The organism is Micromonospora sp. PTRAS2 (assembly GCF_054052245.1).
Window position 1 is genome coordinate 915,587 of sequence record NZ_JBSWBU010000002.1, and the last position, 21,452, is coordinate 937,038.

Sequence of the window (21,452 nt, forward strand, 5' to 3'; positions counted from 1 at the left end):
GTCAGGTTGGGCTCGCTCCGCCGGCTGCCGTGGGGGTTCGGATACTCGTTCGCATTCTCGGCCCGGTCGAGGCGGAGCTGGCCGGCGAGCCGGTCCCGCTGGGGCCGCCCAAGCAGCGCGCGGTGCTCGCCGTCCTGGTTCTCCGGCCGGGTCGGCCGACCGCCGTCGCCGACCTGGTGGACGCCCTGTGGCCCGCCGCCCCGCCCCGCTCCGCGCTGAAGAACCTGCAGCTCTACGTGCATCAGCTCCGCAAGCTGCTCCCCGGCGGGCTCACCTTCGGCAACGGCGCGTACCGGCTCGACGCGGGCGCCTACCGCCTCGACGCCGACGAGTTCGACGCCCGGGTCACCGTGGCCCGGCGGCTGGCCGCGGGCGGCGACCTGGGCGCCGCGCGCGACGCGTACCACGACGCCCTGCTCTGGTGGCGCGGCCCGGCGCTGGCCGACCTCGTCGGCCGGGGTCTGCTGTGCGGTGAGGCCGCCGCGCTGGACCAGGGCCGGCTGCGGGCGATCGGCGAGTCGGTGGAGACGGTGTTGCGCCTGGGCGGGCACGAGGAGCTGCTCCCCCGGCTCGCCCGGCTGGTGGCGGACCATCCGCTGCACGAACGCTTCCGGGAGCAGCAGGTGCGCGCGCTCCAGGCGGCCGGCCGGCACGCGGAGGCGGTCACCGCGTACCGGGACGCCGAGCGGGTCCTCGCCGACGACCTCGGCGTGCCCCCCGGCCCGGCCCTGCGGGCGCTGGCCCCCGGGCTGCGCCGCCCGGCCGCGGCCACCCCGGCCCGGGTCAGCCGGCCCGTGCCGGCGGAGCTGCCCGCCGACGTTCCCGACTTCACCGGGCGACACGAGCAGGTCGCCGACGCCGTCGCCTTCCTCGGCCGGCCGCCGGCCGCCGCGATGCGGATCTGGGCGCTCTCCGGCACCGCCGGGGTCGGCAAGAGCTGCCTCGCCGTGCACGTCGCGCACCGGCTCCGGCCGCACTTCCCCGACGGCCAGCTGCACGTGGGCCTGCACGGCCAGGGCGCGCACCGGGTCGACCCGGCGGACGTGCTGGCCCGCTTCCTGCGGGCGCTGGGCATGACCGACCAGCAGCTCCCGGTCGAGCTCGACGAGCGGATCCGCTGCTACCGCAGCCGGCTGGCCGACCGCCGGGTCCTCGTGGTGCTCGACGACGCCGCCGACGAACAGCAGGTGCGACCGCTGCTGCCCGGCGGCCCGGGCTGCGCCGCCGTCGTCACCAGCCGGATGCCGCTGGCCGGGCTGGCCGGGGCGCGGACGCTGCACCTCGACGTGCTCGACCGGGACCAGGCCGTCGAGCTGCTCGCCGCGGCGGCCGGACCCGCCCGGGTCGCGGCCGAGCCCGCGGCGGCCGGCGCGATCGTCGAGCTGTGCGGCCGGCTGCCGCTGGCCGTCCGGGTCGCCTCCGCCCGGCTGGCGACCAGGGGCCACTGGAGCCTGAACCGGTTCGCCGACCGGCTCGCCGACGGCCGGCGCCGACTCGACGAGCTGCGCGTCGGCGACCTCGACGTCCGGGCCAGCTTCCAGCTCAGTTACGACAGCCTCGAACCGGCCGCCCGCCGGGCGTTCCACCTGCTCGCCCTGCTCGACCAGCCCACCGTCCCCGGCTGGCTGGCCGCCGCGCTGCTCGACGCCGACCCGGCCGCCGCCGAGGACACGCTGGACCAGCTCGTGGACGCCCAACTGCTGCAACTGACCGGCACCGACCAGGACCGCTACCACACCCACGACCTGCTGCGGGTGTACGCGGCGGAGCAGGCGGCCGTCGCCGAGCCGGCGGGCGACCGGGCGGCGGCCCTGGACCGTGCCTTCGCCGCCTGGGTGGCCGCCGCCGAGCGGGCCGCCGCCGCGCTGACCGGCGCCGCCGGGGCGGGCCGGTTCGGGGCGGAGTCGCGCCGCTGGTTCGCCCGGGAACAGACCGACGTCGTGGCGGCCCTGGGCCAGGCGCACCGGACCGGGCGGTGGGAGGTGACCTGGCGGCTGGCACGGGCGTCGACCATGTTCCTGGCGGAACGGTCGCAGTGGAGCGCCTGGCAGGCCACCCACGAGCTGGCCCAGGACGCCGCCCACCGGGCCGGCAACGCCGACGTGGCCGCCGACCTGGCCGAGCGGCTCGGCGACCTGTACCGGGACCGGGGCCGGTTCGACCGGGCCGAGACGTACTTCCGGCGGTCGCTGGAGCTGGCCGAGACGATCGGCAGTCCGGTCCGCAGGGCGTACGCGCTGCGCGGCCTCGGCGACGCCCGGTGGGGGCACGGCGACGCCGAGGGGGCCGTCGGCCGCTACGTCGAGGCGCTCCCGCTGTTCGAGGCGGCCGGGGAGCACCAGGGCAGCGCCCACGCGCTGCGCGGGCTGTCGGTGGCGTACCGGGGGCTCGGCCGGCTCGACGAGGCGCTGGACGTGGCCCGGCGCAGCGTCGGCGCGTTCCGGGCGCTCGGCGACCGGTCCGGCGAGACGTACGCCCGGCGCACGCTGGGCAGCATCCACCTGGACCTCGGGCACCTCGACGAGGCCGAGGAGTGCTTCCTGCACTGCCACACCGGCTTCGAGCGGCTCGGCGACCGGCTGGGCATGGCGGCGGCCCTGCTCGGGCTCGGCATGACCCAGGTGGAGCAGGGCAGGCACGACGAGGCGCGGGAGACGTACCACCGCTGTCGGGAGACCTTCGCCGAGGTCGCCGACCCGCTCGGCGAGGCGTACGCCCGGCGCGGGCTGGGCGACGCGCTCACCGGGTCCGGCCGGCTGGACGAGGCGCAGGCGGAGCTGGCAGCCGCCCTGGCGGTCTTCGTCGCGCACGCCGACCTGCGCTGGGAGGCGTACGCCCGGACCAGCCTCGCCGCCCTGTTCCTGGCCCGGGGCGAGCCCGCGACGGCCCGGGAGCACCTCGACCGGGCGCTGGCGATATTCGACCGGATGGGTGCCCGGCTGTGGTCGGCACGCGCCCGGCACCTGCTCGCCCGGGCGGGCGCGGACGGGGACGGGCCGCCGCCCGGCTGACGGCCCGGCCGCCCGCCGCCCCGATATACCGGCGCTATACCGGGGCCCACATCCTCGTCCCGGAAGGCGCCCGGCCGGTCGTGCCGGGGCCGAGTTGCGGAGGCAGGATGAACAGCTTCGGATTCCGGCGTCGCCGCCGGGTCGCCCTGGCGCTCGTGCCGGCGCCGGCCGGCAGCTGCAGTCGTCGCTGTTCTTCTCCCGCGACGGCGTGACGGTTAACCCGACCGAGGCCGGCGACACCTGGTCGAACCCGGCCTGACCGGCGTACCGCCGGCACGGGTCTCCGCTGCTGGCGCTGAACACGGACACCGCGTCGAAGACCCAGTCCACCCGGTCCGTGCCGATCGACTTCGTCCCGCAGAACTTCGGCGGCGGCGAGCAGAACCCGGCGATCTACCGGGACTTCCAAACCTACCCGGGCATCGAGGTCCCGACGGCGTGCCTGCGGGCCGAGTTCAACCGCTACTTCACCTACGACGCGGTCAGCCAGACGCTGACCGAGCGCACCAACTTCGGCCAGTGCTCCGACGCGAGCTACTTCTCCTGGACCCCGCCGAACCGGGGCGGGGTGATCATCGCCAACGCCGATCTGACCAAGACGATGGCCGTGTACGGCGCGAACACCAGCCAGGGCGGCTCGGTGTCGGAGAAGCGCTTCAACAGCTGGGTGATGACCGGCTCGGTCGGCCAGATCCAGGGGTGGATGAACACGCGGCGGTCCTGGAGGGGCGGCGTGACCGTCGCCTGAGCGGTAAGGAAGGGCCCCCTGTTAACGCATACAGTAGAGAGGGGTTCCCCTCTCACCCTCACCTCCGGTGCGCCGGTCCAGCCGGCCGACGGTCAAGGCGGTGATCCGGTACCCGTTCGGGTTGAAGTTGGCGTGGGTGGCGTCGTGGCCGTCCTGCACCCGGTCGGCGGCCGCCGGTGGCGGGTTGGCCGGGGCCGGGCTACTTCGCGGAAGTTTTCTTCACCGTGTCGGCAAGGGCCTTCAGTCGACCAGCCCCGCGCGGAACGCGGTCAGGGGTGCACCCGGGCCAGCCCGGACGGCCGAGAGCCGTACGGCCGCGAGATGCCGTGGACCGTCGCTCGATCTATGTCCGGCCGGCGGGACTGCAGTGGTTGAACCACGCCGCGAGGTCGCCAGCCCAGCCCCGTTCACCGATCACGCGGACTCCGGCCCAGCCGAGGCGTCGCGCATGATCGACGGCTGCCGCTGCCAAGGCCGGTGCGGAGTGGGCGGGGCCGAACGCTGGCCTCGCCCGCTCCGCACCGGCGGCGGCGTTAATAAGGGGCCCTTCCTCTACCGAAAGCGTTAATAAGGTGCCCTTCCTTGCAAGGTCAGCGGGCGCCGAGGTGGGCCAGCAGGTCCTGCCGGGTGAGCACACCCTTGGGCTTGCCGTCGACCAGCACCAGCGCCGCGTCGGACTTCTCCAGCAGGGCCACCGCCTCGCTCACCGGCTGACCGCCGCCGATCATCGGCAGCGGGTCGGCGGTGTGCCGCTCGATGGTGTCGTGCAGGTGCGCCTGGCCGGTGAACAGGGCGTCGAGCAGGTCCTTCTCGGCTACCGAACCGGCCACCTCACCGGTGACCACGGGCGGCTCGGCCTTGAGCACCGGGAGCTGGGAGACGCCGTACTCGCGCATGTAGTCGATGGCGTCGCGGACCGTCTCGGTCGGGTGCACGTGCACCAGCTCGGGCAGCCCGCCGGGCTTGCCGGCGAGCGCATCGGCGACGGTCGGCTCGGTGCCGGAGTTGTCGAGGAAGCCGTAGCGGGCCATCCACGCGTCGTTGAAGATCTTCGACAGGTAGCCCTTGCCGCTGTCGGGCAGCAGCACCACGATCACGTCGTCCGGGCCGGCCTCGCGCGCTACCTCCAGGGCGGCGACCACGGCCATCCCGCAGGAGCCGCCGACCAGCAGCCCCTCCTCGCGGGCCAGCCGCCGGGTCATCTCGAACGACGCCTTGTCGGAGACCTCCACGATCTGGTCGGCGATGTCCCGGTCGTACGTGGTGGGCCAGAAGTCCTCGCCGACCCCCTCCACGAGGTAGGGCCGGCCGGTGCCGCCGGAGTAGACGGAGCCCTCCGGGTCCGCCCCGACGATCTTCACCCGGCCGTCGGAGGCCTCCTTCAGGTAGCGACCGATGCCGGAGATGGTGCCGCCCGTGCCGACCCCGGCGACGAAGTGGGTGAGCTGGCCGCCGGTCTGCTTCCACAGCTCGGGGCCGGTGGTCTCGTAGTGCGAACGCGGGTTGGCCGGGTTGCTGTACTGGTCGGGCTTCCACGCGCCCGGGATCTCGCGGGCCAGCCGGTCGGAGACGTTGTAGTAGGAGCGCGGATCCTCCGGCGCGACGGCGGTCGGGCAGACCACCACCTCCGCCCCGTACGCCCGCAGCACGTCCTGCTTGTCCTGGCTGACCTTGTCGGGGCAGACGAACACGCACCGGTAGCCCTTGAGCTGCGCCACCAGGGCCAGGCCGACGCCGGTGTTGCCGCTGGTCGGCTCGACGATCGTGCCGCCGGGCCCGAGGATGCCGGCGGCCTCGGCGTCCTCGACCATGCGCAGCGCGATGCGGTCCTTCACCGAGCCGCCCGGGTTGAGGTATTCCACCTTCGCCAACACGGTGGCCCGGATGCCCTCGGTCACGTTGCGCAGCCGCACCAGCGGGGTGTTGCCGATCATCTCGACGACGTTGTCGTAGTAGTGCACCTCGTTGTGCCCTTCGTTGCGGCGCCGGCGACGGCGGCCGGGCAGACGTTGATTCGACGCCCAGGGTACGTCCCGTCAGGGCACCACATGCCCCGGGATGACGGAGGCCCGGCGGACCTCCCACTCCAGGAACCGCTCGGTCTCCGCGAGCACCGCGCCGGCCAGCCAGGTCACCATCACCGCGTCGTCGGCCAGGCCGAAGACCGCCAGCGGGATCTCCGGGAGCAGGTCGATCGGCGAGACGATGTACGCCGTCGCCGCGGTCATCAGGGCCAGCCGGAGGCCGCCGTCGTACTCGCCGCGGGTGGTGGCCCGGATCATCCGGGGCAGCGCCGCCAGCCGGGCCCCCAGCGACGGGCCGCCCCGCGCCCCGGCGGTCAGTGCCCGGGCCAGCGCCGCGAACGCCGCGCCGCGCTTCAGTGTCTTCCCCATCTCCACGCCCCTTCCGACTCCACAGCGTGCCGTGTCCCCGCAAGAGGTACCCGCAACAGTCGCCTCCCAGCCAGAAACCGGGCAGTACGACGACAGCGGCGTGTCGTACCGGCGCGATAATGTCGGTGCATGGGGGTCGCTGGGGTCGCTGGTTCCGTCGCACCGGCCGGTCCGCGCGAGCAGTCCGCTCCGCGCTGGCAGCGTGTGCGGCGGGTGGCCCGCGTCGCGGCGATCGGCACGGGCGCCACCGCGGCGGCCGCCGCGGCGACGACGGGCGTCCTGCTCGGCCAGGCCCGGCAGGCCCGCCGCACCATCCCGATGGCCGAGGCGCCCCCGCCCCGCTGCGACGGCGTCTACGGCGCGAAGCTCCCCGGCCCGCCGCTGACCATGGTCGTCCTCGGCGACTCCTCCGCCGCCGGCTACGGCGTGCACCGCCGCCGGGAGACGCCCGGCTCGCTGCTGGCCACCGGGCTGTCCCGCCGGCTGCACCGGCCGGTCCGGCTGCACCGGTTCGCCGTGGTGGGCGCCATCTCCTCCGGCCTGAAGCCGCAGGTGGAGGCCGCGCTGGAGGTGTCGCCCGACGTCGCGGTGATCCTGATCGGCGGCAACGACGTCACCAACCGCACCCCGCCGGCCCTGGCGGTGCGCTACCTGGTCGACGCGGTCCGCGCGCTGCGCGGGGTCGGCTGCGAGGTGGTGGTCGGCACCTGCCCCGACCTCGGGGCGATCCAGCCGATCCAGCCGCCGCTGCGCTGGCTGGCCCGGCGGTGGAGCCGGCAGCTCGCCGCCGCCCAGACGGTGGCGGTGGTCGAGGCGGGCGGCTGGACGGTCTCCCTCGGCGACCTGCTCGGCCCCCGCTTCGTCGCCGAGCCGACCCGGATGTTCGCCTGGGACCGGTTCCATCCCTCCGCAGAGGGGTATGCGGTGGCCGCCGCCGCGCTGCTGCCGACGGTGCTCTCCGCGCTCGGCGGGGTGCAGGAGCGCCGCACCGGGCTCGCCCGCGGCGAGGGCGTCCGGTCGCTGCCGGAGGCGGCCCAGGAGGCGGCCCGGCACGCCGGCACGGAGGTCAGCGCCACCCAGGTCCGGGGCCGCGACCGCGGGCCGGGCGGGCGGTGGGCGCAGCTGCGTCGGCGGGCCTTCTTCGGCGTCGGCGCGGTGCCGCAGGCCGGCCCGACCGCCGACTCACCCACACTGGAAGGACGGCCATGACCGAGCAGGGCGGCAGGCGCGGTGGTGGTGACCGGGGGCTCGGCGCGGAGCTCGCCGTCCGGCTGGGCCGGGCGGCGGCGGTGTCCCTGGTCGCCGGGACGATCGGCGGCGCGGCCGTCCTGGCCGGCGAGGCGTTCCTGGCCCGCAGCCGCCCGTACGCGCAGCCCGAGCTGGGCCTGGCCCTGCGCGCCACGATCGGCCGGGCTGGCGCGCCGCCGCTGCGGCTGGTCCTGCTCGGCGACTCGTCCGCGCTGGGGGTCGGGGTGGCCCGGCTCGGCGACACCGTCGGCGGCCAACTGGCCAACCTGCTCGCCGAGGGGCCGGCCGGCCGGCGGGTGCACCTGTCCAGCGTCGGGGTGTCCGGCTCCCGCTCCACCGACCTGGCCACCCAGGTGGCCCGGGCGCTGCTCGGCCCGCGCCCCGACGTGGCGGTGGTCCTGATCGGCGCCAACGACGCGACCGCGCTGCGCAGCCCGGCCGAGGCCGGGGCCTACCTCGGGTCGGCCGTGCGGCGGCTGCGCGAGGCGCAGGTCGAGGTGGTCGTCGGCACCTGCCCGGATCTCGGCGCGGCCCGCGCGATCGCGCCGCCGCTGCGGCAGCTGGTCGGCTGGTCCGGCCGGCGGATCGCCCGCGCGCAGACGGCCGCCGCGCTCGACGCGGGCGGCACGGTGGTCGACCTGGGCACGGAGACCGGTCCGGTGTTCCGGGCCGACGCCGGCACGCTCTGCCACGACGGCTTCCACCCGTCCGCCGACGGGTACCGGATCTGGGCGCACGCCCTGCTCCCGGCCGTCGCCGCCGCCGCGAACGTCGCCTCCCGCCAATGATCGGGCCGGCCCCGGTGCGCGGCGGGCCGGGGTGACATTTCCCGCTGGTCGCTCCGCTTCCCGGTAGGTTACCGCCAAGTTAACGTTGGTTCATGCCGACTGAGTCGTCCCGCGACGCCGTCATCGTCGCCACCGCCCGCTCCCCCATCGGTCGGGCGCACAAGGGGTCCCTGCGCGACGTCCGCCCCGACGACCTCGCCGCCACCATCGTCCGGGCCGCCCTGGACAAGGTCCCCCAGCTCGATCCCACCGAGATCGACGACCTCTACCTCGGGTGCGGCCTGCCCGGCGGCGAGCAGGGCTTCAACATGGCCCGCGTGGTCGCCACCCTGCTGGGCCTCGACGGCCTGCCCGGCGCCACGCTCACCCGCTACTGCGCCTCGTCGCTGCAGACCACCCGGATGGCGATGCACGCGATCCGGGCCGGCGAGGGCGACGTGTTCGTCTCCGCCGGGGTGGAGACCGTCTCCCGGTACGCGCGCGGCAACTCCGACGCGCTCCCGCCGGAGGCACAGGCGCTGGTCGGCGGCGGCTGGGAGAACCCGCGCTTCGCCGCCGCCCGGGAGCGCTCGGCGCGGCGGGCCGAGGGCGGCGCGGAGGTCTGGACCGACCCCCGCTCCACCGGGGAGCTGCCCGACATCTACCTGACCATGGGGCAGACCGCCGAGAACCTGGCCCAGGCGTACGACGTGAGCCGCGCCGACATGGACGCGTTCGGCGTACGCAGCCAGAACCTGGCCGAGAAGGCGATCGCCGACGGCTTCTGGGCCCGGGAGATCACCCCGGTCACCACGCCCGACGGCACCGTCGTCGACACCGACGACGGCCCCCGTCCCGGGGTGACCCTGGAGGGCGTCGCCGGGCTCAAGCCGGTGTTCCGCCCCGACGGCCGGATCACCGCCGGCAACTGCTGCCCGCTCAACGACGGGGCCGCCGCTGTGGTGATCATGAGCGCCCAGCGGGCCCGGGACCTCGGCCTCACCCCGCTGGCGCGGATCGTCTCCACCGGCGTCACCGCCCTCTCCCCCGAGATCATGGGCCTCGGGCCGGTGGAGGCGTCGAAGCAGGCCCTGCGCCGCGCCGGGATGACCATCGACGACGTCGACCTGGTCGAGATCAACGAGGCGTTCGCCGCCCAGGTCATCCCCTCCTACCGGCAGCTCGGCATCGACGAGGAGAAGCTGAACGTGATGGGCGGGGCGATCGCCGTCGGCCACCCGTTCGGCATGACCGGCGCCCGGATCACCGGCACGCTGCTCAACGCGCTCCAGTGGCACGACAAGAGCATCGGCCTCGAGACGATGTGCGTCGGCGGCGGCCAGGGCATGGCCATGGTCCTCGAACGCCTGAGCTGAGCTGCGCGGCGCCTCCCGGCGCTCGCGCTGGCCGCGCGGGTGGCCGGGAACGCGGGCCCTAGAGCGCGGGCCCTGGAGCGCGGGCGGCCGGGAACGCGGGCCTTGGAGCGCGGGTGACCGGGAACGCGGGCCTTGGAGCGCGGGTGACCGGGAACGCGGGCCTTGGAGCGCGGGTGACCGGGAACGCGGGCCTTGGAGCGCGGGTGACCGGGAACGCGGGGGGTCAGAGCGCGGACCGGGTCGCCGTCACCTCGGCGGCGGCCCGGTGCAGCACCGCGTCCGGCGGGGCCGCCGCCAGCAGGTCGGCGGCGACCACCCGGAGCTGGTCGGGCAGGGCGAGGTCGTTGTCGAGCCGGGGCACCGCCCGGCGGGGCTGCCCCTCGGCGTCGGCGGCGAGGTTCGCGATCTCCTGCACCAGCCGGTGCACCAGGTCGGCCCGGGGCACGTTGCCGCCGCCGGCCGAGGCCGCCCAGCGCGGCTGCTGCCAGTGCCCGACCTGACGGACCAGCAGCTCCACCGCCCGGCCCAGTTCCGCTGCGCTCACCGCGCCGAGTCTACGGACGCCGGGCCGACGTACCCCCTGCGGTCGCCGCACGCCCGGCGCAGTCGGCGGCGGTCGGCGGACGCCCGGGGTGGGTCGGCCGGGCCGGAACACGACGGCGCCCGCCGCCGCGAGATCGCGGGGCGGGCGCCGTCGAGCGACGAGGGTCAGTCGTCGCCCTGGAAGTAGCTCAGCAGGCGCAGGATCTCGATGTAGAGCCAGACCAGGCTGACCAGGATGCCGAACGCCGCCGTCCAGGAGTAGCGCTGGGGCAGCCCCATCCGGACGCCCTCCTCGACCTCCGCGAAGCTGAGCACGAAGCTCAGCGAGGCGACCACGATGCAGACCAGGCTGAAGCCGATGGCCAGCGGGCTGCCGTCGCGCAGGCCGGTGTTGACGCCGAACAGCGCCAGCACCAGGTTGATCAACATGACCGCGAACAGGCCGACCATCGCCGCGACCATGCCCCGGACGAACTTCGGGGTGGCCCGGATGACCCGCGCCTTGTAGAGCATGGCCATCAGGAAGAACACGCCGAAGCTGGCCACCACGGCCTGGAGCACGATGCCGTCGTAGAGCGAGTTGAACGCCTTGCTCACCATGCCGACGAAGACGCCCTCGACGACGGCGTACGCGATGACCAGCGCCGGGTTCGCCATCCGGGAGAACGAGATGATCAGGCCGAGGACCAGGCCCACGACCGCCGCGCCGATCCAGGCCACGCCGAGCAGCGCGTCCGGAACGAGCACCCAGGCCGCCGCGGCGGACGCGCCGAGGATGCCCAGCAACACGACGGTCTTGACCACCACGTCGTCGATCGACATCGGCGTCACGGTGGGCGGCGCGGCCGGGTAGCCCGTCGCGCCCGGGTACTGCTGCGGATAGCCGGGCTGCCCGTAGGGCCCGGTCGGGGCGTACCCGGTGGCCCGTTCCCGCTCGGCCGCCTGGCCGAGTCGGGCGAGCACCGGGTTCGAAGTCTTCACTGTCAGGCCTCCCTCAGGGGGTCGTCGCACGTGAACGTGCCCTTCCAGGGTAGACGCCCCGCTCGACGCCGTGGAGATCACCGACCGGCGCAGGAGCTGTGAAGAAGCTGAGAGACCCGCAGGTGACGCCCTCGCCGCCACCGACGGTCGCATTCACCGGCGCGGTCACCGTGCTGCGCGTGCCCGGGGCGGGGGTCGAACCCGCACGCCTTGCGGCAGCCGCTTTTAAGGCGGCCGTGTCTGCCGTTCCACCACCCGGGCTGGGCGGCCCCGCGCGTCGCCCACGCGCCGGTGCAGTGTCACCGTAGCGGGTCCGCCACGACCCGGCGTACCCCGCCGGCACTCCCGCACTAGGGTCGACCCGTGAGCAGCGCAGCCCCTACGGCCCCCGACGCCGCCCCCGAGCAGGCAGTCCGTTCCGACGTACCGGCCCGGGCCGCAGGCCGGTGGGTCCGGCTGCGGGCCGCCGTCGCCCGGCACCGGGCCGACCTGCTCGTCGGGCTGCTGTTCACGGCCCTGGCGGGCTGGGTCACCCACGGGCTCTGGCCCGACCCGGCCGGCCGGGTGCTGGCGCTCAACCCCGAGGACCAGACGCTGTACGAGTGGTTCCTGGCCGTCGACTCGCGCGCCCTGCTCGGCGACTTCGGGCTGCTCACCGACCGGCTCAACGCCCCGGATGGGGTCAACCTGATGGCCAACACCACGGTCATCGCGCTCGGGGTGGCCTTCGCCCCGGTCACCCTGCTGTTCGGCGCCCCGGTCACCTTCGCCCTGCTCGCCGGGCTCAACCTCGCCGGCACCGCCCTCGCCTGGTACCTGCTCTTCACCCGCGTCCTCGGGGCGCACCGGCTCGCCGCCGCGCTCGGGGCCGGGCTGTGCGGCTTCGGGCCGGGCATCGTCTCGCAGACCAACAGCCACCTGCACATGACCGCCCAGTGGCTGGTGCCGGTGATCGTCTGGCTGGTGGTCCGGCTGCTGCGCGCGGCCGACCCGCGGGGCCGCGCGGGCCGCCTCGGCGGCGGCAAGGGCTCGGACGAAGCCTCCGGCGGCGGCCCGGCGCGGGTCGGCCCCGACCGCCGCCGCATGCTCACCTCCGCCGTCGGCCTCGCCGTCGTGGTCAGCGTCCAGGTGTTCGTCGGCGAGGAGGTGCTCTTCCTCTGCGCGCTGACGCTGCTGGTGATGGCCGTCGCGTACGCGCTGGCCGACCGGGCGCTGCTGCGCCGGGCGCTGCCCGGCTTCGCCGGGGGGATGCTGGTCGCCGCCGGGCTGGCCCTGCTCGTGCTGGGATACCCGCTGTGGTTCCAGTTCGCCGGCCCGCAGGGCGTCGCCGACGGCATGTTCAGCCCGCACTACTTCTCGGCCGACCTGGTCAGCTGGTGGACGCTCTCCCCGCTGTCGGCGGCCGGCAGCGACGAGGCGGCCCGGCTCACCACCGGCCCGGCCGAATACAACACCTTCCTCGGCTGGCCCCTGCTCGTGGTCACCCTCGGCTGCGCGGTCTGGCTGGGCCGCCGCCCACTGGTGCTCGCCTGCGCGGCCGGGGCGCTGGTCATGGCCGCCCTGTCGCTCGGCCCGGACGTGGTCGTCCGCGGTGACCGGACCAGCATCCCCGGCCCGTACGCCCTGCTGGCGGGCCTGCCCGTGGTGGACGGGGCGCTGCCGATGCGGTTCGCCCTGGCGGTGCTGCCGCTGGCCGGCACGCTGCTCGTGCTGGCCGTGGACCGGGCGCTGCGCGGCACTGGCCGGGCCCGCCGGCTGGTCCCGGCGGCGGTCGGGCTCGCGCTGCTGCCGGTCCTGCCGGCCCCCCTGCCCACGGCCGAGCGGCCGGCGCTGCCGGAGTTCATCTCGGCCGGCCACTGGCGGGAGTGCGTCCGCCCCGGCGGGGTGCTGGTGCCGGTGCCGCTGCCCACGCCGAAGGAGCCGTGGCCGATGCGCTGGGCCACGGCCGCCGACGCCGCGTTCGGCCTGCCCGAGGGCTTCTTCATCGCCCCGTACGGCAGGGGCGGCACGGCCGCCATGGGCACCTGGAAGCGCCCCACGTCGTACCTGCTCAGCGAGGTGGCGAAGCGGGGCGGCCGGCCGGCGATCGGCGACCGGGAGCGGCGGCAGGCCGCCCGGGACGCCGACCGCTGGGGCGCGTCCTGCTTCGCGGTGGCCGACGGCACCCGCCACGCCGACGACCTGCGGGCGACCCTGGACCAGCTCTACGGGCCGGCCGAGCGGGTCGCCGACGCCTGGATCTGGCGGGTCTGAGCCCGCGCCCGCCCAGGTGTTAAGCCCGCCCAGGTGTTAAGAAGGGGCCCCTGCTATACCGAAAGCGTTAACAGGGGGCCCTTCCTTACCGAGGCTGGGACGCCTCGGCGAACTCCTCGCGCGGGTCGTGCAGCTGGCCGAGCGCGACCACCTCACGCTTGAGGAAGAACGCCAGCGACCAGTCGACCACGACCCGGACCTTGCGGTTGAACGACGGGATCCGCGACATGTGGTACGTCCGGTGCATGAACCACGCCGGCCAGCCGGTCATCTTGATGCCGTAGACCTGGGCCACGCCCTTGTGCAGGCCGAGGCTGGCCACGCTGCCCGCGTGCTTGTGCTTGTAGTCCACCGGCTGACGGCCACGGATCACGTTGGCGATGTTGTCGGCCATCCGGGCGGCCTGGCGCACCGCGTGCTGGGCGCTGGGCGAGCAGAAGTTGCCCGGCTCCTTGGTCAGGTCCGGCACCGCCGCGCAGTCTCCGGCGCTCCACGCGCCCTCGACCAGCCGGTCGCCGTCGACGACCTGGAGGGTCGGCAGGCAGGTGACGCGGCGGCGCTCGTCGCGCGGGAAGTCGGTGGCGTCCAGCATCGGCGACGGCTTGACGCCGGCCGTCCAGACGATCGTGTCGGAGCGGAAGCTGTCGCCGTCGGAGAGCTTCACCACCCCGTCGACGCAGGACTCCAGGCGGGTGTCCAGCCGGATGTCCATGTTCCGCTTGAGCAGCTGCTGCACCGTGTAGGCGCCCATGTCCCGGTCGACCTCGGGCAGCACCCGCTGGGTCGCCTCGACGAGCACCCAGCGCATGTCCTCCGGCTCCAGCTCCGGGTAGTAGCGCAGCGCGTCGCGGGCCATGTCCTCCATCTCGGCCAGCGCCTCGATACCCGCGTACCCGCCGCCGACGAAGGTGAACGTCAGGGCGCTGCGGCGCACCTGCGCGTCCTGCGTGGCCGCCGCCACGTCGAGCCGGTCCAGCACGTGGTTGCGCAGGTAGATGGCCTCGCCGATGGTCTTGAAGCCGATGCCGTGCTCGTGCAGGCCGGGGATCGGCAGCGTGCGGGAGACCGAGCCGGGGGCCACCACGACGTGGTCGTAGGGGATCTCCCGGGTCGGGCCGCTGATCGGCTGCACGGTGGCGACCTTGCGGTCGTGCTCGATCCGGGTGACCGTGCCGGCCACCACCTTGCACCGCCGCAACTCCCGCCGCAGCGGCACCACGGAGTGCCGGGGGGAGATGTTGCCGGCCGCCGCCTCCGGAAGGAACGGCTGGTACGTCATGTGCGGCTGCGGGTCGACGACGACGACCTCCGCCTCACGCGAGGAGAGCTTCTTCGACAGGCGAAGGGCGGCGTAGAGACCGACGTGCCCGGCACCGACGACAAGGATCCGCTTCGGATTCACGCCTACCATCTTTCCCCGGCCGGCTCCGCTAACCCCTTTCGAGACCCCCCTTTGTGACGGAGCACAACACCTGTGACCTGCACAACGTGCATTCCCGTTCCGTCATTTGCGACGCAGCAGCCACCCCAGCAACGCGGCCACCGCCACCGCCACCAGCAGCCCGGCGACCGTCACGCCGAGGTGCCCCCGGTCGGGCCCGGCGTCGGCGACCTGGACGAGGAGCACCCCCAGCACCGCCGAGGCGAGCAGCACCCCGCCGGCCCGGGTGAGCCAGCGCACGACCAGCTCCGGGTCCACCACCGCGTCGTACGGCAGCAGCGCCGCCAGCGCCGCCAGCGAGTGGGCGAGGTAGAGGGCAGCCGCCACGGCGAGCAGCCGCCACAGCGCGACCGGGCGGTCGTATCCCTCGGTGGCCAGCAGCCAGCCGCCGACCGCGACGAGGGCGGCGAACGTCGGCCAGATCCGGCGCGGCCCGATCGCCGGCAGCAGCGCCACCAGCGCGAGGGCGGCCAGCGGGCGGCCGGTGAGGACCTGCGCCGGGTATGCCAGCAGCAGCCCCGCCAGCGCCGCGCCGAAGATCCCGGCGCGCACCAGCAGCGGGGCCGCGCTGACCCGGTTGACCGCCGAGCGGGCCGCCCGGGCGCGTTCGGTCACCGCCTCGACCGGGTTCACCGGCACCGCCTCTCGTCACCCGTCGGCCGGGCTGCCCCGTTCACCGGCCGCCCTGCCCCGCTCACCGGCCGCCCACCCTCGGGGCGGTGGCGAGCCGGGCCACGTCACGCAGCACCTGGTCGAGGCTGCCCGCGCCCGCCCAGCGGACCACCGGCACGCCGTGCTCGCGGAGCTGGCCGATCATCGTGTCCCGGTCGATCCGCCACAGCCGGAACGCCACCTCGGACCAGCCCTGCCGGCCCGGCGGCGGCAGGCCGTCCGGGAGCGTGTCCACCGCCACCACGAACCGCCCGGAACGGGCCATCCGGGCCAGCATCTGGGCGGACCGCTCGTCCAGCAGCGGGGTGAGCACCACCACCAGCGCGTCCGAGGAGAGGATCTGCGGCCCGAAGACCTGGTCGTACGGCTCGTGCGGCGACGCCTCGGCGCGCACGTCGAGCAGCCACTCCAGCAGCGTGAGGTATTGCCGGCGGCCGGTGGCGGGGCGCAGCCGACGGGCCGCCGGGCCGTATTCCAGCAGCGCCACCCGGTCGCCCCGGTGCAGGTAGTGCTCGCCGATCGCGGCGGCGGCCCGCACGGTGGTGTCCAGCACCGACGCGGCCCCGCCGACGCCACCGGAGCGGCCCGCCTCGGCGAGCACGTCGAGCAGGACGACCACCTCGGCGTCCCGGTCCGACAGGGTGGCGGCCACGTGCAGCTGCCGGGCCCGCAGCGACACCCGCCAGTCGACGCGGCGCAGCCGGTCGCCGGGGCCGAAGACCCGCACCCCGGCCAGCTCGCCGCCCTCGCCGGGCCGGCGGGAGTGGTGCGCGCCGACCAGGCCGGCGGCGCGGGGCATCGCCTCCACCGCCTCGAACGGCTCCGTCTTCGGGTACACCCGGAACCGGACCGGCTCGGTGATCGCCGCCCGGGAGACCAGCATCCCCCCGGCGGCGGCGACCCTCGCCCCGGCCGGGCCGATCGGGTGCCGGCCCCAGCGCCGGGCCTTCCCGGCCAGCTCCAGGTCGACGGCCGTGCCCGTGTCGACGACGGTCACGAAGGGCCGGTCCACGCCGCTGCGGGACAGGTCGACCCGGGCCCCGCCGACGCCGGCCCGCTCCACCAGCAGCCACGGCGAGACGCGGGTGCGCACCACCGCCACGTCGTAGCCGACCGTGTCCGGGTTGCCGACGCTGACCGTGCCGGTGAACTCGCCGCCCTCGACGAGGTGCCCGTCGGCGGCGGTGATCCACAGCTGCGGGCCCGCCGTGGGCCGGCGGCGCAGCGCGTACGCGGTGCCGAGCGCGAACGGCGCGGCCAGCACGACCAGGTCGACCCGGCCGAGCAGCACCCCGGCGATCAGCAGCAGGCCCGCCAGCAGCACCGCCCGGCCCAGCGCCCGGGTGGGTGCCCAGCCCGCCGCCTGCGGCCCCTCGGGGGTGGACACGGCCGTCAGCGCCCCGGCCGGCCGGCGGCGTAGCTCGGCAGCGCGCCGCTGGCCGGGGCCGGGGTCTGGTCGAGCACCTCCCCGACCACGAAGGACGGGTCGACGCGGCGCAGCCACATCTCCGGGCGCAGCGTGATCCGGTGCGCCAGGGCCGGCGCGGCCACCTCCTTGACGTCCTCGGGCACCACGTAGTCCCGGCCGGCGAAGACCGCCCGGGCGCGGGCCAGCAGCAGCAGCGCCAGCGAGCCGCGCGGCGACGCCCCGACCAGCACCGACGGGTGCTCCCGGGTGGCCGCGGTGAGCGCCACGATGTAGCGGCCGATGGAGTCCTCCACCACCACGTTCTCCAGGGCGACCTGCATGGCCCGCAGGGTGGCGGCGTCGACGACCGGGGCGATCTCGGCCTCCTCGCGGCGGCGGCCCATCCGCCGGCGCAGCACCTCCCACTCCTCCTCGCCGTCCGGGTAGCCGAACGACACCCGCAGCAGGAACCGGTCGAGCTGCGCCTCCGGCAGCGGGTATGTCCCCTCGTACTCGATCGGGTTGGCGGTGGCCAGGACGTGGAACGGCTCGTCGAGCCGGTACGTCACGCCCTCCACCGAGACCTGCTTCTCCTGCATCGCCTCCAGCAGCGCCGACTGGGTCTTCGGCGGCGTCCGGTTGATCTCGTCGGCGAGCAGCAGGTTCGTGAAGACCGGGCCGGCGCGGAAGGAGAAGTCGCCGCTGCGCTGGTCGTAGAGGAAGGAGCCGGTCACGTCGGCGGGGAGCAGGTCGGGGGTGAACTGGAGCCGGCGGAAGTCCAGCCCGAGCGCCTGGGCGAAGGAGCGGGCGGTCAGCGTCTTGCCCAGGCCGGGCAGGTCCTCCAGCAGCACGTGGCCGCCGGCCAGGATGCCGGCGAGGACCAGCTCCAGGGCGTCCCGCTTGCCGACGACGACCGAGCCGACCGCGTCCAGCACCGCCCGGGCCAGGCGGCCGACCTCGGCGGCGGGCATGGTCCGGTCCACGTCCTTCATCAGATCTTCTCCAGTTCGGCGACGATCGCCGCGAGGTCGCGCGGCGACGGGGTGCGGCGGGGCGGGGTGTCCAGGAACGTCGAGAGCCGGTCGCCCAGCAGGGCGCGGGCCCGCGCCGGGTCGGACTCGCGGGTCACGCCGTGCCGCTGACGCAGCCGCTCGTCGGCCAGCTCGCCGAGGCGGGGCAGGATCCGCTCGGCGAACCGCTGCGGGTTGCCCGACGACCAGTCCAGCGGCCGTTCCCAGCCGTTGATCGCGGCGCGCAGCGCGTCCCGGGCGGCCCAGTGGTAGTGGCCGTCCTCCTCGCCCGCCGGGATCCGGGCCCCCGACCGGGGCGGTGGCAGCGGGGCGAGCGCGGCGGTGACCCGACGCACGGCGAGCAGGGCGAGGACCCCGGCGACGACCACCCACAGCGAGAGCTGCAACCCGACGGCCCGCAGCCCGGCCACCACCACGGCGGTCAGCGCCCCGGCGACTGCGAGGGTCTTCAGCGCGCCGCCGACCCGGCCGCCCCGGGTGGCCCGTTCCTGCGCGGGCTCCTCCTCGGCGGAGCCGAGCAGGTCGTCGATGCTGGTGCTCACGCCGGCCCCCCGGCGGCGGTGCCCGCTCCGGCAGCCCCGGCCGCTACCGCCGTCAGCTCGCCGCGCAGCCGGCGCAGCGCGGCGCGGGCCTGGTCGCGGGTGCGCTCGTCGACCGGGCGGGTCGCGTACCGGGCCTCCCGGTAGACGTGGGCGAACTCGGCCAGCACGTCGGCGCTGACGATCGCCGGCACCCCGGCGTCGGGGTCGCCGCGCAGCAGGCGGGTCACCAGGTCGGTAGGCGTGTCTCCGGTGTGCCGGGCCACCCCTACCGCGTCGGCGGCCTCCTCCAGCCGCACCCAGCAGGCGATCACGGCCGTGCGCGGGTCGACGTCGGCGTCGTCCAGCTCGACCAGGCCGGCGTCGAGCGCGGCCACCACCTCGCGGGCGGTGCCCTCGGCGGTACGCCGCGCCCGGTCGGCCGGCAGCGCCCGGGTGGTGCGGCGGGCCACCCCGCGCAGCAGCGTCCAGCCGACGTAGCCGAGGGCGACGGCGATCGCCAGGCCGAGCAGCACCATCGCGACGGTGCCCAGCCACTCGGGGATGTGCGCGCGGGTGGCCTCCCCGGCGTCGCGCGGCTCCACCGGGATCGACGGCGGCGGCTGCGCCGTCGGGTACTCCGGCACGTACGGGATGTTGTCGGCGGCGGGCGGGATGCGGCTCGCGCCGAGCGACGAGTGTCCGGCGGCCACCGCGGCGGCGGCGAGCAGGGCCGTCACCGCGACGATCGGCCACCACCTGCGCAGCACGCTGAGGTCCATCGGCACCGCCCCACGCCCGTCAGTCCACTCCGGCCAGTTGCTTCGCCCGGGCGAACACGTCGTCCAGCATCCCCGGTGTCAGCCGCCCGGTGAACGTGTTCTGCTGGCTGACGTGGTAACACCCCAGCAGCGCCGGTGCGGCCGTGCCGGACCAGTGTGCCCCATGGCCGAACGCCGGTCGCGGGCTGGGCGGGCGCACGCCGTACACCTCGCGGAGCGCCGGCCACCACGCGGCCCACGCGAACGCGCCCAGCGCGACCACGACGCGCAGGGTGGGTCGGATCAGCGCGACCTCCCGGTGCAGCCACGGCGCGCAGGTGTCCCGCTCCTCCGGGGTCGGCTTGTTGTCCGGCGGCGCGCAGCGCACGGCGGCGAAGATCCGGGTGTCGCGCAGCGCGAGGCCGTCGTCGGCGGCGACGCTCGTCGGCTGGTTGGCCAGGCCGGCGCGGTGCAGGGCGGCGAAGAGCACGTCGCCGGAGCGGTCGCCCGTGAAGATGCGCCCGGTGCGGTTGCCGCCGTGCGCGGCGGGGGCCAGGCCGAGGATGCCGATCCGGGCGTCGGCGGTGCCGAAGCCGGGCACCGGCCGCCCCCAGTAGGTCTGGTCGCGGAAGGCCGCCCGCCTCGTGCGGGCGACCTCCTCCCGCCAGGCGACGAGGCGCGGGCAGGCGAAGCAGTCGCTGACCGCGCCGTCGAGGTCGACCAGGTCGGTCGCCCGCGCGGCGCGGGCGACCACCTCGTCGGGGGTACGGGCCTCAGCCAAGCTTCGCCCGGAACAGCTCGAGGGTGCGGGCCCAGGCGCTGGCCGAGGCCCGCTGGTCGAACGCCTCCGGCCGGTCGTCGTTGAAGAACGCGTGCCGGCTGCCCGGGTAGTCGTAGAGGGTGCAGGTGCCGCCGGCCGCCTCGATCGCGGCACGGGCCGTCTGCACGCCCGGCGCGGCCGAGGTGCCGTCCTCCTCGGAGCAGTGGATGATCGCCGACTTGCCCGCGTAGTCGGCCCACTCGGGGCGCATCTTCTCCCACGGCAGCATCGGATAGAAGCCGGCCGTGGCGACGATCCGCTCCGACAGCGTCGCCGACCACAGGGCCAGGCTGCCGCCCGCGCAGAAGCCGACGCAGCCGACCTTGCCCGCCACCTCGGGCCGCCCCGCCAGGTATTCCGCCGCGCCGGCGATGTCCTTCGCCGCCTCGTCCATCTGCAGGCCCATCAGCAGCCGCCGGGCCTCGTCCGGCTCGCCGGTCGACTCGCCGTGGTAGAAGTCCGGGGCGAGCGCCACGAAACCGGCCTCGGCGAAGCGGTCCGCCACCGACCGGATGTGGGGCACGAGACCCCACCACTCCTGGATGACGATGACCGCCGGGTTGGCCGCACCGCCGGAGGGTATCGCGAGATACCCCTCGCTCGTCCCCCCGTTGCTGGCGAAGCTCACCATCTCGCCCATCGGCCCGTCCTCCTCGCGGTCAGTCATCGTTGGCTGGTCGCAGGGTGTTCCTACGTGCCGTGAGCCTGCCACGCCGCGACCGCCGCCGGAAGACGCCCGAGCAGTGGCGTTCACCTCCTGTTTCGCTGCCGGTGACTCCCGGGTCAGGCCGCTTTGCGGGTGAGGCAGAGCAGGTAGCCGGTGCTGCCCGGCTTGATGTTGTAGAAGAAGTAACCCGCCTGCCCGGGCTGGAGGAACGGCTCGCACGCCTCGCCCGTGCGCGCCTGCGCCTCCGTCTGCCCGTCGAGACGACCGACCACCGTGTACACCGCCTCCGTCGACGTGCAGGCCACCACCTCCGCGCCGCGGGCGTCCTTGCGCTCGCCCTCGGCCACGTCCGGCAGCTCGGCGAGGCAGTCGCCGGCCTTCGCCTTCGCGGTCGCGTCCTCGTCCAGGGCGGCGGCCACGGCACCGCCGAGGCCGAACTTCAGCGCCGCCACCACCCCGACGGCGAGCAGCGCGGCGACCACGCCGACCACCTTGCGGGCCACGGACCGCCTCGGCTCCGAGGGCCCGCCCCCGTCCTCGCCCGGCCCGTCCTGCTGCTCCGCCACCGCGCCCGCGCCCTGCTCAGCTCCGCTCCCGCCCTGCCCGGTCTCATCCTTGACCTGCGCGGCCTCGGCCGCCGCCGGCCCGTTCCCGGCCTGCTCGGACTTGGGCTGCTCGGGGTCGGACTGCTCGGGGTCCCGGGCCGCAGGCGGGTCGGCGGGGCGCGGCGCGTCCTCGGGCGGCGCGGCGGGGTGCGGGGCGACCGGCTCTGGCACGGGAGTTCCTTCCGAGGGGATGGACGAGCAGACGACAC

19 protein-coding genes and 1 tRNA gene are annotated in these 21,452 nt (G+C 75.5%); 6 read left to right on the forward strand and 14 right to left on the reverse strand.

Going from position 1 to position 21,452, the window contains the following annotated elements:
* Positions 1-29: 29 nt before the first annotated feature.
* Both ACVMYR_RS09910 and ACVMYR_RS09915 read left to right on the forward strand, forming a co-directional pair.
* A complete protein-coding gene (locus ACVMYR_RS09910; protein ID WP_396789777.1) occupies positions 30-3,011 on the forward strand; it encodes an AfsR/SARP family transcriptional regulator in 2,982 nt (993 codons plus the stop codon).
* 337 nt (positions 3,012-3,348) lie between these two features.
* Complete coding sequence (locus tag ACVMYR_RS09915; protein ID WP_457121650.1) at positions 3,349-3,759, forward strand: hypothetical protein; 411 nt, start codon at positions 3,349-3,351, stop codon at positions 3,757-3,759.
* Between the two features lie 590 nt (positions 3,760-4,349).
* On the opposite strand, the gene ACVMYR_RS09920 is transcribed toward ACVMYR_RS09915, so the two are convergent.
* Both ACVMYR_RS09920 and ACVMYR_RS09925 read right to left on the reverse strand, forming a co-directional pair.
* Positions 4,350-5,720 (reverse strand): cystathionine beta-synthase, encoded by a 1,371-nt coding sequence (locus ACVMYR_RS09920; protein WP_077936193.1) that lies wholly within the window; start codon positions 5,718-5,720, stop codon positions 4,350-4,352.
* A gap of 75 nt (positions 5,721-5,795) precedes the next feature.
* Complete coding sequence (locus tag ACVMYR_RS09925; protein ID WP_043963969.1) at positions 5,796-6,152, reverse strand: YkvA family protein; 357 nt, start codon at positions 6,150-6,152, stop codon at positions 5,796-5,798.
* A 129-nt stretch (positions 6,153-6,281) separates the two neighbouring features.
* On the opposite strand from ACVMYR_RS09925, the gene ACVMYR_RS09930 reads away from it, so the two are divergent.
* From ACVMYR_RS09930 to ACVMYR_RS09940, 3 genes are all read left to right on the forward strand, one after another.
* Positions 6,282-7,361, forward strand: coding sequence for an SGNH/GDSL hydrolase family protein (locus tag ACVMYR_RS09930; protein ID WP_457121651.1), 1,080 nt, complete (start codon positions 6,282-6,284; stop codon positions 7,359-7,361).
* Positions 7,358-8,188 carry an SGNH/GDSL hydrolase family protein gene (locus ACVMYR_RS09935; RefSeq protein ID WP_457121652.1) on the forward strand — a complete coding sequence of 277 codons (831 nt, stop codon included), beginning with the start codon at positions 7,358-7,360 and terminating at the stop codon, positions 8,186-8,188. Before ACVMYR_RS09930 ends, ACVMYR_RS09935 begins: the two co-directional genes overlap by 4 nt.
* A gap of 92 nt (positions 8,189-8,280) precedes the next feature.
* Positions 8,281-9,543 carry an acetyl-CoA C-acetyltransferase gene (locus ACVMYR_RS09940; RefSeq protein ID WP_077936190.1) on the forward strand — a complete coding sequence of 421 codons (1,263 nt, stop codon included), beginning with the start codon at positions 8,281-8,283 and terminating at the stop codon, positions 9,541-9,543.
* A gap of 223 nt (positions 9,544-9,766) precedes the next feature.
* Here ACVMYR_RS09940 and ACVMYR_RS09945 read toward each other — a convergent pair whose 3' ends face one another.
* From ACVMYR_RS09945 to ACVMYR_RS09955, 3 genes are all read right to left on the reverse strand, one after another.
* Positions 9,767-10,087, reverse strand: coding sequence for a hypothetical protein (locus ACVMYR_RS09945; protein ID WP_077936189.1), 321 nt, complete (start codon positions 10,085-10,087; stop codon positions 9,767-9,769).
* Positions 10,088-10,251: 164 nt separating this feature from the next.
* Positions 10,252-11,067, reverse strand: a complete 816-nt coding sequence (locus tag ACVMYR_RS09950; RefSeq protein WP_043961937.1) for a Bax inhibitor-1/YccA family protein — start codon at positions 11,065-11,067, stop codon at positions 10,252-10,254.
* 180 nt (positions 11,068-11,247) lie between these two features.
* A tRNA-Leu gene (locus tag ACVMYR_RS09955) sits at positions 11,248-11,328 on the reverse strand.
* A gap of 102 nt (positions 11,329-11,430) precedes the next feature.
* Here ACVMYR_RS09955 and ACVMYR_RS09960 point away from each other — a divergent pair.
* Positions 11,431-13,320 carry a hypothetical protein gene (locus tag ACVMYR_RS09960; protein WP_457121653.1) on the forward strand — a complete coding sequence of 630 codons (1,890 nt, stop codon included), beginning with the start codon at positions 11,431-11,433 and terminating at the stop codon, positions 13,318-13,320.
* Positions 13,321-13,405: 85 nt separating this feature from the next.
* Here the strand turns inward: ACVMYR_RS09960 and ACVMYR_RS09965 are convergent, their stop codons facing one another.
* The 9 genes from ACVMYR_RS09965 to ACVMYR_RS10005 form a co-directional block, all read right to left on the reverse strand.
* Positions 13,406-14,722 carry an NAD(P)/FAD-dependent oxidoreductase gene (locus ACVMYR_RS09965; protein ID WP_077936186.1) on the reverse strand — a complete coding sequence of 439 codons (1,317 nt, stop codon included), beginning with the start codon at positions 14,720-14,722 and terminating at the stop codon, positions 13,406-13,408.
* Positions 14,723-14,824: 102 nt separating this feature from the next.
* Positions 14,825-15,394 (reverse strand): hypothetical protein, encoded by a 570-nt coding sequence (locus tag ACVMYR_RS09970; protein WP_457121743.1) that lies wholly within the window; start codon positions 15,392-15,394, stop codon positions 14,825-14,827.
* A 61-nt stretch (positions 15,395-15,455) separates the two neighbouring features.
* Positions 15,456-16,829, reverse strand: coding sequence for a DUF58 domain-containing protein (locus ACVMYR_RS09975; protein ID WP_077936226.1), 1,374 nt, complete (start codon positions 16,827-16,829; stop codon positions 15,456-15,458).
* Entirely contained in the window at positions 16,826-17,833 is a 1,008-nt protein-coding gene (locus tag ACVMYR_RS09980; RefSeq protein ID WP_077936185.1) for an AAA family ATPase, read from the reverse strand. Before ACVMYR_RS09980 ends, ACVMYR_RS09975 begins: the two co-directional genes overlap by 4 nt.
* Positions 17,833-18,414 carry a hypothetical protein gene (locus ACVMYR_RS09985; protein WP_457121654.1) on the reverse strand — a complete coding sequence of 194 codons (582 nt, stop codon included), beginning with the start codon at positions 18,412-18,414 and terminating at the stop codon, positions 17,833-17,835. The genes ACVMYR_RS09980 and ACVMYR_RS09985 overlap by 1 nt, the downstream gene beginning before the upstream one ends.
* Complete coding sequence (locus tag ACVMYR_RS09990) at positions 18,411-19,172, reverse strand: DUF4129 domain-containing protein (RefSeq protein WP_457121655.1); 762 nt, start codon at positions 19,170-19,172, stop codon at positions 18,411-18,413. The genes ACVMYR_RS09985 and ACVMYR_RS09990 overlap by 4 nt, the downstream gene beginning before the upstream one ends.
* Before the next feature lie 19 nt (positions 19,173-19,191).
* Positions 19,192-19,905: a uracil-DNA glycosylase gene (locus ACVMYR_RS09995; RefSeq protein ID WP_431893821.1), complete on the reverse strand. Its 714-nt coding sequence runs from the start codon at positions 19,903-19,905 to the stop codon at positions 19,192-19,194.
* A 19-nt stretch (positions 19,906-19,924) separates the two neighbouring features.
* Positions 19,925-20,611 (reverse strand): dienelactone hydrolase family protein, encoded by a 687-nt coding sequence (locus tag ACVMYR_RS10000; RefSeq protein ID WP_043961930.1) that lies wholly within the window; start codon positions 20,609-20,611, stop codon positions 19,925-19,927.
* A gap of 143 nt (positions 20,612-20,754) precedes the next feature.
* On the reverse strand, positions 20,755-21,414 hold the full coding sequence (locus tag ACVMYR_RS10005; RefSeq protein WP_457121656.1) for an LppU/SCO3897 family protein: 660 nt from the start codon (positions 21,412-21,414) through the stop codon (positions 20,755-20,757).
* Between the last annotated feature and the right edge of the window lie 38 nt (positions 21,415-21,452).

Excerpts from the sequence above, each read along its gene's own strand:
- ACVMYR_RS09925 (WP_043963969.1), bottom strand. The coding sequence starts at position 6,152 with ATGGGGAAGACACTGAAGCGCGGCGCGGCGTTCGCGGCGCTGGCCCGG.
- ACVMYR_RS09940 (WP_077936190.1), top strand. The coding sequence starts at position 8,281 with ATGCCGACTGAGTCGTCCCGCGACGCCGTCATCGTCGCCACCGCCCGC.
- ACVMYR_RS09990 (WP_457121655.1), bottom strand. The coding sequence starts at position 19,172 with ATGGACCTCAGCGTGCTGCGCAGGTGGTGGCCGATCGTCGCGGTGACG.
- ACVMYR_RS09980 (WP_077936185.1), bottom strand. The coding sequence starts at position 17,833 with ATGAAGGACGTGGACCGGACCATGCCCGCCGCCGAGGTCGGCCGCCTG.
- ACVMYR_RS10000 (WP_043961930.1), bottom strand. The coding sequence starts at position 20,611 with ATGGGCGAGATGGTGAGCTTCGCCAGCAACGGGGGGACGAGCGAGGGG.
- ACVMYR_RS09930 (WP_457121651.1), top strand. The coding sequence starts at position 6,282 with ATGGGGGTCGCTGGGGTCGCTGGTTCCGTCGCACCGGCCGGTCCGCGC.
- ACVMYR_RS09935 (WP_457121652.1), top strand. The coding sequence starts at position 7,358 with ATGACCGAGCAGGGCGGCAGGCGCGGTGGTGGTGACCGGGGGCTCGGC.